General features: G+C 41.2%; 11 protein-coding genes. 4 read left to right on the forward strand and 7 right to left on the reverse strand.

Translation table 11 applies throughout. The annotated features are described in order from the left end of the window. The first annotated feature begins 222 nt into the window (after nucleotides 1–222). Nucleotides 223–1,773, forward strand: coding sequence for a LysM peptidoglycan-binding domain-containing protein (locus tag C9I43_RS07755; protein WP_076500654.1), 1,551 nt, complete (start codon nucleotides 223–225; stop codon nucleotides 1,771–1,773). Nucleotides 1,774–1,910: 137 nt separating this feature from the next. Here the strand turns inward: C9I43_RS07755 and C9I43_RS07760 are convergent, their stop codons facing one another. Genes C9I43_RS07760 through C9I43_RS07770 form a run of 3 tightly spaced genes read right to left on the reverse strand, consistent with a single transcriptional unit; the run spans nucleotide 1,911 to nucleotide 4,883 of the window. Further along, complete coding sequence (locus C9I43_RS07760) at nucleotides 1,911–2,525, reverse strand: BsuPI-related putative proteinase inhibitor (RefSeq protein ID WP_107883059.1); 615 nt, start codon at nucleotides 2,523–2,525, stop codon at nucleotides 1,911–1,913. Then, complete coding sequence (locus C9I43_RS07765) at nucleotides 2,525–4,348, reverse strand: AsmA family protein (RefSeq protein WP_107883061.1); 1,824 nt, start codon at nucleotides 4,346–4,348, stop codon at nucleotides 2,525–2,527. The genes C9I43_RS07760 and C9I43_RS07765 overlap by 1 nt, the downstream gene beginning before the upstream one ends. A gap of 40 nt (nucleotides 4,349–4,388) precedes the next feature. Then, entirely contained in the window at nucleotides 4,389–4,883 is a 495-nt protein-coding gene (locus C9I43_RS07770; RefSeq protein ID WP_107883063.1) for a putative 4-hydroxy-4-methyl-2-oxoglutarate aldolase, read from the reverse strand. Nucleotides 4,884–5,101: 218 nt separating this feature from the next. Here C9I43_RS07770 and C9I43_RS07775 point away from each other — a divergent pair, with 218 nt between their 5' ends. Further along, a complete protein-coding gene (locus C9I43_RS07775) occupies nucleotides 5,102–5,422 on the forward strand; it encodes a hypothetical protein (RefSeq protein ID WP_076500662.1) in 321 nt (106 codons plus the stop codon). A gap of 217 nt (nucleotides 5,423–5,639) precedes the next feature. Here C9I43_RS07775 and C9I43_RS07780 read toward each other — a convergent pair whose 3' ends face one another. Then, a complete protein-coding gene (locus C9I43_RS07780) occupies nucleotides 5,640–7,412 on the reverse strand; it encodes a DUF885 domain-containing protein (protein ID WP_107883065.1) in 1,773 nt (590 codons plus the stop codon). Nucleotides 7,413–7,735: 323 nt separating this feature from the next. On the opposite strand from C9I43_RS07780, the gene C9I43_RS07785 reads away from it, so the two are divergent. Both C9I43_RS07785 and C9I43_RS07790 read left to right on the forward strand, forming a co-directional pair. After that, the gene (locus C9I43_RS07785) at nucleotides 7,736–9,133 is read left to right on the forward strand and encodes a DEAD/DEAH box helicase (protein ID WP_076499759.1); all 1,398 of its coding nucleotides are present in this window, start codon (nucleotides 7,736–7,738) and stop codon (nucleotides 9,131–9,133) included. Between the two features lie 62 nt (nucleotides 9,134–9,195). After that, nucleotides 9,196–9,690 carry a peptidylprolyl isomerase gene (locus C9I43_RS07790; RefSeq protein ID WP_107883067.1) on the forward strand — a complete coding sequence of 165 codons (495 nt, stop codon included), beginning with the start codon at nucleotides 9,196–9,198 and terminating at the stop codon, nucleotides 9,688–9,690. Nucleotides 9,691–10,442: 752 nt separating this feature from the next. On the opposite strand, the gene C9I43_RS07795 is transcribed toward C9I43_RS07790, so the two are convergent. The 3 genes from C9I43_RS07795 to C9I43_RS07805 form a co-directional block, all read right to left on the reverse strand. Next, nucleotides 10,443–10,976, reverse strand: coding sequence for a cell division protein ZapC (locus tag C9I43_RS07795; RefSeq protein WP_107883069.1), 534 nt, complete (start codon nucleotides 10,974–10,976; stop codon nucleotides 10,443–10,445). A 199-nt stretch (nucleotides 10,977–11,175) separates the two neighbouring features. Beyond that, complete coding sequence (gene pyrD / locus C9I43_RS07800) at nucleotides 11,176–12,195, reverse strand: quinone-dependent dihydroorotate dehydrogenase (protein WP_107883071.1); 1,020 nt, start codon at nucleotides 12,193–12,195, stop codon at nucleotides 11,176–11,178. Nucleotides 12,196–12,257: 62 nt separating this feature from the next. Beyond that, the gene (locus C9I43_RS07805) at nucleotides 12,258–17,102 is read right to left on the reverse strand and encodes an NAD-glutamate dehydrogenase (RefSeq protein ID WP_076499751.1); all 4,845 of its coding nucleotides are present in this window, start codon (nucleotides 17,100–17,102) and stop codon (nucleotides 12,258–12,260) included. Nucleotides 17,103–17,150 lie beyond the last annotated feature (48 nt).

Below are 17,150 nucleotides of genomic sequence, written 5' to 3' on the forward strand. Positions count from 1 at the left end.
CAATATTATTGATTGAAATTTAAACTGTTTTTTCCACTTTTGATGATGTAAGTCAAAAATAGCCTTACATTATGTACGATAATTAAGGGACAAGATCGCAAAGATCCCATAGAATGGCTCGTTTTGCGTGAATACTTTGCGCGCTGCGTTGTCTTTATCTTTATAAAAAACATATCGTTACTGTAAAGAGAGTAATGCACTAACAGAGGACTACCGTTTTCAATGAGAGTATCACTTTATATTGTTGCAGGGGGATTTGCCCTACTCACAGGCTGTCAAACCCTAAACAACAATGACACTAACCAGACAAAAGTTGAAACCGTCAACGCCCAAACCATAGTCCCAGAATATTACCTCGCTACAGAGGCTCCATCGGCGCAAATTACCGATGTGTGGGAACGCATTCGTCAAGGAATGCAATTACCGGTTCCTGATCAAAAGTTGGTCAACCAATATCGCGATTGGTATATCAAAAATCCGCAGCATCTGGCGATCATCTCCGAGCGTGCGGTGCCTTATATGTACCTGATTGTAGAAGAACTTGAAAAACGTCATCTTCCTATTGAGATAGCTCTTTTACCTATCATAGAAAGCGCCTTTGATCCTTCGGCCTCTTCTACAGGTTCAACCGCCTCAGGCTTATGGCAATTTACGACGCCCATGGCCAGTCATTTTGGTTTAGAGATGAACTGGTGGTACGACGGCCGTCGCGATGTCCCCGCTTCAACAACTGCGGCATTGGACATGCTCGAATATCTTTATAGTAAAACCAATAATAATTGGCTTTATGCTATTGCAGCCTATAACTCGGGCGAATCACGGGTACTGAATGCGATTAAAGATAATGAGAAAAAAGGACTTAAAACTGACTTTTGGTCATTAGATTTACCCCGAGAAACGGAACAATACGTGCCACGATTACTGGCATTAGCCGAAGTCATTAAGCATGCCGATGAATACGGAATTAACTTAGCGCCAATTGGTAATAATCCTTCTATTGAAGTGGTTGATATCGATAGCCAAATTGATTTAGCAATGGCAGCAGGGTTCGCCAATATGACGACACTCGAGCTACAAAAACTCAATCCTGGTTATAACCGCTGGGCTACATCGCCAGTAGGACCACACACGCTAGTGCTGCCGATTGATAAATCGGAAGAATTTAAAAAGGCACTCGCCGAAACCGAGAGCGAAGATAGAATTAGCTGGCTACGCTATACGATAAAATCCGGTGACAGCATTAGCAATATTGCTAAACAGCACCACACCACAATTGCTGCAATTCGCGCTGCTAACGGCATGAAAAGCAATACTATCGTGACTGGTAAGCATTTGATTATTCCTGTTGATGCTCAAGATAAGCAGCTCTATGCACTATCGACTCAACAGCAATTACCAAAAAAATTGCACACAGCAACAACATCCAACCAAATAGCTTATCAAGTGAAATCGGGTGATACGCTGAGTGAAATAGCAGAAGCTCACAAGGTGACAGTGAAACAACTGAGTGCTTGGAACAAATTAGCTCAAAAAAACAAGTTAAAAGATGGTCAAAAATTAGTGATTTTCACACCGACAGATAGCCAACAAACAGCACAAATTCGTACTGTGAGCTACAAGGTAAAAACAGGGGATTCCCTTGTTCGTATTGCTAACAAATTCAATGTCAGTGTCGCCGAATTACTCGAATGGAATAGCCTCGCGCAATCACAATATTTACAACCTGGGCAAGTAATTAAGCTAGTTGTTGATGAGAGTAAATTAAGTGCATAAGCATTTAAAAAACCATTAATACTCGATAATGCATTACCGTTAAACGTAAGTTTAATTCAGCTCTAAAGCATAAAAAAGGCAGCGAACCGATGGGAACGCTGCCTTTTTACTGTGTAATTTCCTTATTCCATGGTTACTTACTCCATGGTTAATAGTAAAACCACTGGTGCCATTAATGTTGCATTTGACGCTACCGCTTTAGCTACAAAATGCGCTTCTAAACGAGCACCATCTGCAGGGATGCCTGCAAACGCTTTAGGTGGGATACTAAAGGATGTACTGATTACTTTGCCTGCGCCTAATTGGCTATTACGTAACGCTTGCGTGGACATCATATCTTCCGACCAAGCCCATAGGCGTTTTCCCTCTTGAGTCACTAACCATAAATCCGCCATCATTCCTGTGTTATAGCGTAAATCGACGGCATAGGTTTGTGGATTAGTCACGCTTAAGGTTGCTTTTACTGCATGCTCAAAATCAACAAAAGGCGCTAAGATTAATTCTCCACGCAGTAGCCCTTGCGCTGCGCCAGTAGTTACAGGCTCAACCTTTAATGTTGGAATGTTTTTATGACTAGAAACATCAAGCGCTAAATCCGCCGCACGTATAATTTCAGGTTTAACTGCTGTAGCGGCTTTGGTTTCAGTCGGTTTACTGTTAGCGGGCGTTTTAGGCGCTATGCAGCCAACAAGTTGTCCACTCACAACCACACTAACCGACACAAGCAAAGCGTAACGCTTCAAACTTACCATTAAAAACCTCCTAGTTTTTTCAACAAGGAATCTTTTAATTTTTCCTTCGCTTTTTCGGTTTCTTCCTTGAACTGATTATTCAGTAAGGCTTTAGTATCCAAAGCATATTCGGGCTTTTGGAAAGTCCCTGTAATCGCAAGCGGAATATCAATCCCCGCGAGGGCTTCTTTATCACCACCCTGACCTTTCAAACTATTCACTAAACTTGCCGTCAGCCTATAATCTAGCGCTTCGGTTAATAAGTTTGCACTACCTTTACCTGCAAGGCGCAGTAGTGGTGACGACATCGCCAGATCAGGATTATTAGCAACGCCATTATCAAGGGTAAAACTGCCAGTTAAACTGGAAAAATCAGTTTTATGCTCTTCCTTATTCAGTGAAGATAAGTCGCCCTTTAACTTAGCCTGTGCGCTACGGATCATCTGTGGAATATTAACGCCATACAAAGCACCATCATTTATATCAAAATGCCCATTCGCTAATAGATTTTGCTTTAGCTGCAAAGGAATAAGGCTTTTCCCTTTACCTTTTACGCTAAAGTTAGCCGTTCCCGCTAATAAATCGACGTCTGCAGCATCTTTTAATAAAGGACGTATTTGTACACCTGTTACACTGTTATCAAATTGGTAGCTGGCCACGGCTTGACGCGCATCAACCTGTGCACTGAGAAGTAATTGACCTTGATACAGATCAGCGTTCAGCTTAGTTAAGTCTATGACACCATTTTGGATACTCATATCCATTAACCAATTCTGCGTCGCTAAATTAGCAACTTTTATCGACTTAACCGTCAATTTAAGTTTTGCATCAAGCCCTTTCAGTGCAGAAAAATCAGGTTCATCAGCAACCTGATGACTCGCTGCCGGTGTCTGTTGTGTCGTCTCAACGGCTTCAGTTTTGGGCAACAAGGCATCTAAATCGAGGTCGCCAATTTGAAAGTCAGCATTAATCTTGGGGATTTTGGTACCATAATTGACGCCAAGTTTCCCCACTGCGCTAATATTCGCAGCAGTTAACTGGGTAATATCAACCGACAATTGCTGTTTATCGAGTGCGATTTGAGTCGCTAAGGTAATCGATGTTTCGAGTTTCTTATTCGGAATACTCTCCCCTTCCATCACAGTGTCAATGTTGAGATCATTGATAACGAGTTGCTTAACATCGCGGCTAAGTTTTAACTCACCTTTACCTCTACTGCTCAGTGTCATATCCGGCATTGTGGCACTAAATTCAAAAGCAATTGGAGCAAATTTATCTAAGGTAAACTCACCCAAGGTAAAGCTATCTAGCGTAAAAGTTTGAGTTTGCTTTTTAGCTTCATCAATCATGTTAATTTGGGTGTTAGTAATAGAGACCCCGCCAATATTAATATCTGAAAGTTGGCGCTTAGTTGAAGGTTCAGCAGATACTGGCGCTTTTTGCCCACTCTCTTCACCCACTAAACCGTCAAGGCTCGAACTCCCATTTTTACGGGTAACTAAATTAATTGTTGCGCCATCAAGGCTCAATTCTGCAATTTCAATTTTGTGACTAAATAATGGCATTAATGCCACTTCTGCCACTGCTTTATGAACATCTAACATCGCTTTAGGGCTAAAACCATCAGGATTCGATAGGGAAACGCCACCTAAGTTAATGCCAATCACCGGAAAAAAGGTCCAAGACAAATCATCGCTGATAGCAAATTCACGGCCAGTTTGCTTTTTTACAGCATCGACAATTTCAGGTTTAAAGTCATTAGGATCGAAAAATACGCTGAGATAAACAGCAACCAAAAGAAACAGTGTTACCACTAGGGCCAAGAGCCACTTAATGAATTTCATATAAATATCCTTATTAAAAACAGGTTTTTATTACAATGAGTTAGCTTAAAAATGCAAAGTCCAACAGCTCATCACTCACTGCAATACCATTTTCATCGGCATACAGTTGCATGCCAGGTTTAACCATTACGCCGCCCATATCTACTGGGACATTAATTTGCCCTTGATCTCGCTTTTCAGTTTTAATTGGGACAGCACCTAAAGCATAAACACCTAAATTAAATGTCTTTATTCGCATAACATCACGTACAAAACCGTTAATTACCACGCCTTGCCAGCCATTATCTAAGGCACTTTGAGCAATTAAATCCCCGAGTAATGCTTGCCTATAGGAACCGCCACCATCGACGACAAGCACTTTACCTTGTCCATTTTGCGCCAGAACTTCTTTTACTTTGGAATTATCCTCAAAGCATTTCACTGTCACTATCTCACCCCAAAAAAGTGGTTTTCCACCAAATGCCTTAAAAGCCAACGGCAACAATTGAAGTTTAGAGGGATAGTGGTCAAACAAATCAGGCAATAGATCAAGCATTTGTTTCTCCGTTAGTGCTTAAAACTTTAGACTACGCATAATTATCGACCTCGACAAGTTCAAAGCGAAAACCAATTTCAATTTTATTGCATTTGAAGCACTAAAAATTTGGTGTATATTGGTGTTGGCATTATAATCTGCTCCAGTTAACGTCCTGTGATACCTTTGTAGTCTCATAATTTTTTCTCTCTCCTTTTTTGTTATATAGCGAACACCAAATGAATACAGATCTTGATTTAAAAAATGCGCTCGCAGCTCTTGATGAATATGGATACGATAAAAAAGTTTCCACGGATCTTGAACAAGCACGTAATCAGCAACAAATGGCCAAATATATTCAATCTCTCGATTATAGTTTACGTCGACTATTAATATTACAAGAAACGGTTAACGATTTAGTTGAAGAAAAGAAACATCAATTAGCAATGCAAGAAAACATTCAAACTTACAAAACAAAAGTGATTAACCTATCGAGAGAGTTTAACATCTCCTATGATGAAGTATTAGGACTGATGACATCTTCTAAATCAAAAAGCTAACATTATCACGATGATTAACTTTATCGCATAATCAACTCCAATATTAATAGGGTTGACATGTGCATATAACAAAGCGGTTATCAACATAATGAGTGAACCGACTATTCGCTATAAAACGTTAACAAATTTGTTGTTTAACTTAGTATTGATATTCAAGTGATAATTATGAACCATAAAAAAGCAGAGCCTAAGCCCTGCCTCTGGATTAATAATAAAATTATTTAGCTTGCATTAACTGACGTATATATTTAACCGGTGCACTACCGTAACTTAAGAATTGCTCGTGGAAGGTTTTAAGATCAAACGCTTCAGCTTGGGCCTTTTTGTACTCTTCACGGAAATCATAAATTTCTCGATATCCTGAATAATAGCTAGTCAACTGCACTTGGCTAAGCGTTGCGCGGCGCCACTTGCCTTCAGCCTCTGCTTGCTGCTGAAAAGCCTCATTCATCATAAGGGCGATGGCTTGCTCTTCAGTCATGCCTTTAACATGAATACTGTAATCTAAAATAGTGTTACTGATAACGCGCAAATTCCATTTGTAATACATTAACCACATTTCAGGTTCAAAATCAGCATAGCCTTCTTCTAACATCATACGTTCGGTATAAACCGCCCATCCCTCTACCATAGCGCCATTGCCAAATAAGCTTTTAATTAAACTAGGAGATTGGTTTGAATAAACTAATTGAGTGTAATGCCCAGGAATAGCCTCATGGATATTGAGGATTTGTAAGATCCAGTGGTTATACTCACGTAAGTAACTTTCGGCAGAAGCATCACTCATACCATCCAGCGGCGTAACGTTATAATAAGTATTACCTGACTTCTCATAGGGACCAGGAGCGCTAATTGAGGCGCCTGCATAACCTCGCATATATTCTGGTGTTTCCCGCACAATCAACGGTTTTTTGGGATCTAATGTGACTAAATCTTTTTTATTCACAAACTCAATTAATTCAGGGATTTGTTTACGTACTTCATTTACAAACTCATCACGTTGTACATGCTTAGTCGATAATTTATCAATTAATTGACGAATTGCAATCTTACTATCTTTAGGCTGCGGAGTATTAAAATACTTAGGCCATAAGGCGTCGGTAATCTTTGCCATTTCAGCTTGAACACGTTCTTTATCAGTAACGGCTTTTTGATAAAGCTGTTTTGCTGTCATGCCTGCTTGAATATCAAAAGCAAATTTTTGCTCGTATAACTCCTCACCAATTCTAAAGCTACGGGCGCCATCTTGTTTTAATTGAACCACTAACTTATCTAACCACGCGATATGGCCCTTAATGGCTGCAGTTGCTGCGTTAAAACGAGTGTTAAATAATGATTTTTCAGCATCAGTTAGGCCAGAATCTGCCAACTGTTTTAATAACTCGTCAGAAAATACTGAAAATGCGCCTTGGTTTTGTAGAACAGCTAATTCGGTATGTTCTAACGTTGGGTTATTAATGTTTGCCTGTGCTGCAATATAATAAGCGGGGACATTTTCTAATCTAGCTAATACAGAACGTAATCTATCATCCAAGGGTGCAAAATTTTCATTAATGATTTGGGCAAAACCACCTGAAACGTTATAGCTTGAAGGATCCCACTGCCAAGACTTAAAGCTATTAATTTCCCACACCATACTACCAAGCAAGTTATCAATAAGATGATAATCAATCAGTTCATTCGGTGTTAGCGACTTCTGCTCGAACTGCGTCAGTTGCGCTTGCTGTGCTTTAACAAAATCGAGGGTTTTTATACGACCTGCAGCATCAGGAATTTCAAGATAACCGTCATTGACATGCTTGCCGCTGTATAAAGCCCAAGTGGGTGATAATTCCCACAAAGAATCAATAAAATTCGCTGAAAATTGCGAAAATGAAGCCGCTTTGACCTCAGCTGCGACCACTGGCGTTGTTTGAACAGTTGGTGATTGACAACCAGCAAGGCCGGCTAGCGATAATATTATCGCAAGGGAAACAGCAGTTTTCTTCATTATTATTAATCCTTTTTATATTAAGTAGGCGCACAAAAACTACCTAAGTTAAGCATATTGTTCCAACAATTGCAGCAGTGTTACTTGTTAATACACGCGCAGTTACAAATTTGTGAGATATTAATGTACGCAATATCTATCCTCTAGGTATTACGCATCAATATGGACAAATATCCTAATAAACTCAAAACAGAATTTGACGATAATGATAATCGCCTATTTTGTTGCACCTCCTGCTATAATATTGCCCTGCTCCGCTGTTAACGCTTTAGCGTTCAGTTTGTTTAACAATGATTGACCTGACCCTTTACCTGAGACATTCAATGCCATTTTCCAAACTTGGATTAAGCGATCCGATTTTAAGAGCCATCACAGAGCTCGGCTATACAACACCGACTCCTATTCAAGAAAAAGCCATTCCAGTGATCTTGAAAGGTAAAAACCTGCTCGCCGGCGCGCAAACCGGTACAGGTAAAACAGCGAGCTTTGTATTGCCGCTACTGCAAATGTTCGCCGATGAGCCAAAAATCCGCGCTAAACGAGTGCGTGCACTAATCCTGACGCCGACCCGTGAATTGGCCGTTCAGGTAGAAGACAATATTGCTAAATATGCTAAATATCTACCCTTAACATCGATGGCTATGTATGGCGGTGTTGATGCAGCACCTCAAAAACAGCGCCTCATCGAAGGCGTGGACATTTTAGTGGCGACGCCGGGCCGATTGCTCGACATGTATACCCAAAGAGCGATTCATTTTGATGAAATATCGGTCTTAGTGTTAGACGAAGCCGATAGAATGCTCGATATGGGCTTCATCGAAGATATCAATAAGATCATCGAGCGCCTGCCTGCTGAGCGACAAAATCTATTGTTTTCGGCAACCTTATCTAAGCAAGTACGCTTTTTAGCGAAAACTGCCGTTGAAAACCCCGTCGAAATTGAAATTGCCCGCGATAGCGCCAACGCGCCGCAGATTGATCAATGGTTGATCACCGTTGATAAAGACAAAAAATCAGCATTGCTGAGTAAGCTCATTACAGAGCAAGCGTGGGAACAGGCTCTAATTTTTATCCAGACCAAACAAGGCGCTGCCAAACTCGTCAGCCAACTCGAAAAACGCGGCATTGCCGCCGAAGCGATTCACAGTGGTCGTAGCCAAGCAGTGCGCGAACAGCTATTAGTCGATTTTAAATCCGGAAAATTACGCTTTTTAGTTGCCACTGGCGTTGCCTCACGCGGCATCGATATTGACGCCCTTACTCGCGTAGTTAACTACGACTTGCCCGATGAAGCCGACGATTATATTCACCGTATTGGCCGAACCGGTCGTGCTGGTGCCTGTGGTGAAGCTATCTCTTTTGTCTCTAAAGATGATTTTAGAAACCTGTGTGCTATTGAGCGCCGTTTAGGCCACATTATCGTACGCAAAGAAATAGAAGGTTTTGTACCTAGTAAAGAGGTGCCAATTTCAATCCTCGATTTCGTGCCGAAAAATATCACACCAAAAACCTTTAAGCCACGTGCACCTGAAGCTAAACCGCAGCGTCCAGCTAAAGAAGGCTCCTTTGAAACTGCTCATGCGAAAAAACATCGTAGTGCTAAAGCCAAGCCTGAAGCCAAAGCCACACTCAGTCGCGCAGCATCGGTGCCAATAAGTGATGGTGAAACGGGTCGCAGTGCACCATTTAATCCTTGGACTAATGGCCCTAAAACAAAGTAATGACTCTATAAAAAGTCTTAACTTATAAAACGTGATAACTCACTAAGACAGAAGATATTCGTATGATTACATTCAGCACCAATTTAGGCGACATCAGTATAGAACTCGATTTTGAGCATGCGCCAGTTAGTTCAAAAAACTTTGTGCGTTATTGCGAAGAAGGTTTTTTTGAACACACGATATTTCATCGAGTGATCAAGGATTTTATGATCCAAGGTGGCGGCTTTACTGCAAAAATGAAAGAAAAGCCGACCCATGAGCCCATCGTCAACGAAGCCAATAAAGGCTTAAGTAATACCTTGGGCACTATCGCCATGGCACGTACTGATGCACCTCACTCTGCTACCGCTCAATTTTTTATTAATACTGCTAATAACGACTTTTTAGATCACACCGCCACCACCAATAATGGTTGGGGCTATGCGGTATTTGGTAAGGTCACGGCGGGAATGGACATTATCCAGCAGATTGAGAAAGTCAAAACCACCACAGTGGCTGGTCACGAAGACGTACCTCGCGAGCCTATTGTGATTGAAAAGGTAACGATTAACCTCTAAGGTCTGTTAGATAATTTATCGCGCGATAATGTTACCCTTATTAAGAATATAGCCCTTATTAGGCCAGATTTATGACCTAATAAGGGTTAAGCCAGCAGTAATATCCCTTCACTAATCGCTTTACCCACGATTTTTATCATCTCAATTGCTAATAAACTTGAACTCGGGATAACGAGTGTCGAAAAATCTAAATTTAACAAACTAAATCAATGCTATAAATAATTATTTTGAAACGAAAAATCTATTTTCTAACTGAATGCGCAGATTTTTGCACATATCAAGGCGCTCTGTCGTACGCCATAGCCAGTTATGGTTAGACAGACCAACGCAGAGAGGCCAAGCAACTTCCTGCCAGATTTGGTAATAACCAAGGCAAAATTTAATAATCAAAAAGGATTTAGGATTTAGGATTTAGGATTTAGGATGGTAATTTTTAATTCGAGGGGGGTAAATCATTTAATATTAGATCAGATGATAAAAGGAGATGCTATATAAAGCATCCATCATATCAATAGATATTTCATTCTTACCATACTAAATAACCTAGAAAAGCCACACTAATAAACAATAAAAAAACGCGGAACGCACAAATAATTTACATATGCCTATTTGAGGTAATAGGTTTGAGGTTATGCATAAAATGCGTTATTAAAAAGCGCTGTAACTCTAAGCATTAATATTTAAGAGTACTAGATTAAGAGCACGGGGTAAGAGCATAAGTTAAACATTATCGTTATGCGCAATAACTATAACTATGCCGCAACCACATGACGCTGTGCACGCAGCGGGTGTAAACGATTATGCATCACTTTGATGGTTTCAAACTGTTGCATGATTTTCGCGCTCGACAAGACACATTCAGGTGACAATAACATCACGAGCGCCGACTGTAGGGTATTTTCAATGACTAAGGCGAGCACTCGTTGCTTTTGGCATTTAAGCTCAAATACTTTACCGACATCGCTATAAACACACACATCACTGTTATCAAAAAACCAAGATTTAGGCATTTGTGGCGTTAACATAAAATGCGCAGCAGTTGCATTAAGCGCAATTTGGACAATTGCAGCATCAGTCAAAGATAAGGCTTTAGGTAGCTTATCAATCAAGCTCATATAAAATTTGGCGTGCTCAATACTAAACTCCATACCAGATAATGCATCGGGTATGAGTGATCTCGCTTTATAAGCCGTCAGAAACTCTATCTCGGAACCTAACGATACGCCTAATAAACCATAGGAATCGTTATATTTCCATTGCCAATCCTTTTGAGGCATTAATAACATAACATTGACCCAATATTTGAACACTGTGACATATTAGTAGATATTTTATCCAATATCAAAATAAATATAATAAAATACAAATTATTTAACAAACACTTAGTTTAAATGTTGCAGGATCCTAACAGCGATCTAAGGATCTTTTTAGATCGCTATTATTAAAAAGATCTTATTGAGATAAGTTATATTGATCATAAGATGATTATTTCAGGCGATAAGCGTCAACGATTTCTTTAATTAGTTTTGGACCTTGATAAATAAAACCAGAATAAATTTGTACCATAGTGGCACCCGCATCAAATTTTGCCAGCGCATCTTCTGCGCTATTAATTCCTCCAACACCAATGATCGGGATCTGTCCTTTTAAACAGCTTGCTAATTGTTTGATCACTTTAGTCGATAGCTCTGTCAACGGTTTACCACTTAAGCCACCACTTTCATTCGCATTAGCAAGGCCGCTAACACCATCACGTGTTAACGTCGTATTGGTCGCAATGGCACCATCAAATTTATTATTAATTAAAGCTTGTGCAATATTTTCTATTTCTTCGCTGGTTAAATCAGGTGCAATTTTAAGCGCAATAGGCACGTATTTTTTATGTTTTTCAGCAAGCTCAAGTTGCTTAGTTTTAATCGCACTTAACAGTTCATCTAATAGATCGCCATACTGTAGCGATCGCAACCCTGGAGTATTGGGAGATGAAATATTCACCGCAATATAGGCGGCATGCAAGTATACTTTGTCCATACAGATCAAATAATCATCTTTACCTTGTTCAACAGGCGTGTCTTTGTTTTTGCCAATATTAACGCCAACCATAATATCAGTCTTTTTAGCGAGCAAATTTTTGACTAGATTATCGACACCTTTATTATTAAAGCCCATGCGATTAATAATACCTTTGGCAAGTTTTAATCTAAATAAACGCGGCAAATCATTGCCCGGTTGTGCTCTTGGTGTCACGGTGCCCACTTCAATATGACCAAAGCCCATCGCATGAAAAGCATCAATCGATTCACCATCTTTGTCCATACCCGCAGCAAGTCCTACTGGATTAGGAAACGTTAATCCCATAAAGGTAACTGGTGCTGGTGTAATATGTTGGCCATAAAAACAAGTTAGTGGGCTATTGCTGGTCATGTGCAAACCACCAATGGCGAGATTATGCGCTCGCTCAGGATCCATCTGAAACATGATTTTCTGTGCGATTTTATAGAACATAGATTTTCCTCAGCCTAAAAAAAGCCCCGGCTATCGCCAGGGCTTTTTATAATAATAAAAGTTTACTTTTGACCTTCACACTGAAGGATCATCAGATTAAGTTCACGTAGGGCGACGGAGAACTTAGCAAACTCATGGTTTTGCGATGTTTTGAAATCAGCCAGCATATGCAACCATCTTTCAAGCAGCGTTTGGTTGGTTTCAACCCACTGTGAAATCACAGTTTGCGCATCACAGCTTTCACTACAGGTTCTTAATACCACTGAACTTAGTGCGCGTTGCTGCCAATCTAACTCTTCTCTAAAGGCTGCACGGGCAAGTGCTTGCCAATGGTTAGCGACTGGTTGCGCGCTAATTTGTTCTAGGAACCAATGTAGCTCAATACGCGCACCCAATTTAAAGTAAGTTTCAGCAACAAGAGCAACACTGCGGTCTTCAGCTTGCGCAATTTGTGCAATATCAAGTGCGGAGAACAAGGTGCTCATGTTAGCAACAACCGTAGCAAGATCTTGCGGTACATTCTCTTTGACCAACGCATTGATCTCAGTTTGAATACCCGCAGCTTCATCTTCTGCTAGATATAAATGCACATTAGCTTTTAGTTGTTCAAATACCGGCTTGAAGAAAGCAACAGTTTGTTCAATGCTCGATGCGCGATTACGATGACGTAAGAACCAGCGACATGCACGACGCATATTTCGACGTAACTGGTGCAACATCTCGCCTTGAACAACGGCTGGAACAATACCATTTAATTGGCTAATCGATTCAGTTAACTCAGCTAAACCAAACACTTCGCGAGCCATAGTGTAACAAATCGCCGCATCAGCAACTGAGGCACCCGTCTCATCTTGCATACGCTGAACAAAGTTAAGCCCCATATCATTAACAATTTCATTGGCTAATGAAGTTGCAATAATTTCACCGCGTAATGGGTGTGTAGCCATTCTATCGCTATACTTTTCCTGAAGTTTTTTAGGGAAGTAAGCAATTAATAATTGACTTAACAAGCTATCTTCAGTGATTTCAGGAGTGACTAATTGCTCTTTCAACACCATCTTAGAATAAGCACCTAGTACCGCTAGCTCAGGGCGCGTTAATGAACGACCATTGGCTAAACGTTCAGCAAGCTCGTCATCAGATGGTAAGAACTCTAATGCTCTATCTAACTTACCTTCTTTTTCAAGGTATTGAATAAAGCGTATTTGTTCTTTTAACTGCTCAGCACCGCGTACTTGGGTAACAGAAAGTGTGCGAGTTTGATCCTGACAATCCTGTAACACGATTTGACGAACTTCTTCCGTCATTTCTTCCAGCAAACGGTTACGCTGTTTCAGCGTCATTTCGCCATCATGCACTAACGCATTTAATAGGATTTTGATGTTAACTTCATTATCTGAACAGTCAACGCCACCGACGTTATCCACAAAATCGGTGTTAATACGGCCACCGTTCATCGCGTATTCGATACGGCCTAATTGAGTACAACCTAAGTTACCGCCCTCACCGACTATCTTAGCGCGCAGTTCTCCGCCGTTAACACGCAGAGCATCGTTAGCACGATCGCCCACTTCAGCATGTGTTTCGCGAGACGATTTAATATAAGTACCAATGCCGCCGTTCCAAATAAGATCAACGGGCATTTTCAGCAGTTCTTTCATCAGCTCAGTGGGGGTCATAGAGGTTTTCTCTGTGGCCAACATCTGCTGTATTTCTGCCGATAATGGAATTGATTTAGATGAACGTAGGAAAATACCGCCACCTTTTGAAATCAACTTACTGTTGTAGTCTTCCCAGCTTGAACGGGGTAGTACAAATAAACGCGCTCGTTCAGCGTGGCTTAGCGCTGCATCTGGATTAGGATCAATAAAGATATGCATGTGGTTAAATGCAGCCACTAACTTAGTGTGCTCAGACAACAACATACCGTTACCGAATACGTCGCCCGCCATGTCACCAATACCAATACAGGTAAAGTCTGTGGTTTGACAATCAATGCCCACTTCGCGGAAGTGGCGCTTAACCGACTCCCATCCACCTCTAGCGGTAATACCCATTTTCTTATGGTCGTAACCGTTACTGCCACCCGATGCAAATGCATCACCTAACCAAAAACCGTATTCAATGGCGATTGAGTTAGCGATATCAGAGAAGGTCGCGGTGCCTTTATCGGCTGCCACCACTAAATATGGGTCATCTTCATCGTGACGGATAACATCAAGCGGATGGACGATTTCACCATTAACGATGTTGTCGGTAATATCCAGTAATGCACGGATGAACAAGCGGTAGCAATCTTGACCTTCGGTGAAAAAGGCTTCACGACCGCCTTCAGTAGGCAACTGTTTACAAACGAAACCACCTTTTGCCCCCACGGGTACAATAACGGTGTTTTTCACTTGTTGAGCTTTAACCAAACCTAATACTTCGGTACGGAAGTCTTCACGACGATCTGACCAGCGCAAACCACCACGAGCCACTTTGCCGTAACGTAAATGCACACCTTCAACCCGTGGCGAATAAACGAATATTTCGAATTTCGGCAATGGACGTGGCATTTCAGGGATCATTGAAGGCATGAATTTGAACGAGATATAACTCTTCGCTTCGCCTTTTGCATCCTGTTGATAGAAGTTAGTACGTACAGTGGCATTAATCAGGTCTAAATAACGGCGAATAATACGGTCATCATCTAAGCTAGATACTTCGTCTAAACGTAGATTAATTTGTTCCATAAACTTGCCCAGAGTGCGGGTTTTTAGTTTAGGATTAAACTTACGGACGAACATTTTAACTAGCAAATCAGCGATTTGTGGGTAACGTCCGAAGGTTTCTTCGATATAGGCTTGGCTAAATGTTGCATCAATTTGGCGCATGTATTTAGCATAAGCACGTAATACTGACACTTCACGACCCGTCAAACCTGACGCCAGAATAATACGGTTGAAACCGTCATCTTCTAATTTCTTTTGCCACACTTGTGACAAGGCAGTTTGGAATCTATCTTGGCTATCGGCGATGTTGTCTGTGTTGACGACTTTAACTGTCATCAAGAAGTCTAAAATCCAGAAAGTAGAACCATCAGAGGTTTTCACTTCATATGGACGCTCGTTAATCACACGCAGACCAAAGTTTTCGAGCATTGGCAGCACGTCAGACAGATGAATAGGCTCATCTTTGTGAAATAGTTTCAAGCGTACTTTGTTGTCATTTAACGCAGCTTCCTGCGGTTGATAGAACAACATGCCCAGTTTGTGTTCGTCATCCAGCGCTTCAAGCTGTTGCATGTCAACAACAGCTGAGCTTGGCAATACGTCTTCTTTATAACTTTGCTCAAACGCATTGAAATAGCGTTTAGTCAGATGTGTGCCGGCTTCTTCGCCCAGTGCACTATTAAGCGCTGTGCTTAACTTATCTTCCCATGAACGCGCCGCTTCGATTAAATTGTTTTCTATGGCAGCCACATCTACATCCATATTATTGTTATCAACTTTGACAATGTAGTGAGTACGAGCAAGCGTTGACTCAGAAAAATAAGTCGTAAACTCTACATCTTCTTTGCTGTTAAAATGTTGAGCCAAAATACGTTGAGTATCTTGACGAAGTTTAGTGTTGTAACGATCTTTGGCAACATACACTAAGCAAGATAAGAAACGACCAAAACCATCTTTGCGCACAAAGAGTTTCAATTTATCTCTGTCTTGCATTTCTAACACGCCATACGCCATGTGCGCTAAATCATCCATATTGGCTTGAATTAGCTCGTCACGAGGTAGATTCTCCAAGATGTTTAGCAGGGCTTTATAGTCGTGCGAACGTGGAGTTAAGCCAGAACGATCTAATACACGCTGCACTTTCTCATTCAGCAGTGGGATTTCTCGTGGGCTGCGGTTATAAAGATTTGATGCATATAAGCCGATGAATCTATCTTCACCAACCACATTACCTTGCTTATCAAAACGCTTGATGCCGATATAATCAACATAGGCTGGACGATGAACACGGCTCTTGGCACTACTCTTCGTAAGGATTAGCAAACTGTGATCTAACGCTTCTTTACGAGCGCTATCAGAGAAGCTAGATAGCAATAAACCTTGTTCTGGTTGAGCTTTAGTGTGCTTGTTCATCAAACCTAAACTAGAGGCGATATTTGGCACTAACTCAACGTCACCCTCGATACGCTTTAAATCGTATTGACGGTAACCTAGCAGGGTGAAGTGATGATTATTCAAGTAGGTTAAGAAGTTAATCGTTTCTTCTAACTCTTGCTGATCACCTGGGAACGGGCGGGTTGGCAAGTCCTTGATGGTCTCACTCAACTTAGCCGACATAGCTTCCCAATTGTTGACTGAAGCAGCAACGTCGGCCAGTACTGACTGAATTTCGCGCTCTAATGCTTTAATGTCAACGGTACTGCTTTGACGGTCAATTTCAATCAGAAAAACGGCAACATGCTCAGTGCTTTCAGGGCTCTGATTAAGATAAGCCACATTGCTCACACTGCTTTCTGAGCGCTCAATGGCCAGAGGTGTATGCAACATCATGTGTGCCGTAATACCCATACGATTCAATGCCATACCAACTGAATCTACCAAGAATGGCATGTCAGGTTGGATTATTTCAATGATCGAGTGAGTAGATTGCCAGCCGTGTTTGGCCTGGCTAGGGTTGAACACTCGTAGATGAGTGTTACCTTTGGGCGTTTTATTTAGGGCGTTCCATAAACTCAGAACCGCACCATATAAATCACTGTCATTACGCGCATTGAGATCATCTTTCGACATGTGGGCATAAAGGCAGGTGGCAAACTGTTCAACTTGCTTGACGTGTGAATTAGGGACTTTAGCGTGAATTAAACTGACTACCTTTTCAAGTAGTACTGAAGGCATTGCATCTTTCAAGGCCATGTTGCTGTTTCCTTAAGCGTCTATGGCAGCGCTTTTTTTCATTATTTG

The organism is Shewanella morhuae, from assembly GCF_003028295.1.
Lineage (GTDB): Bacteria > Pseudomonadota > Gammaproteobacteria > Enterobacterales > Shewanellaceae > Shewanella > Shewanella morhuae.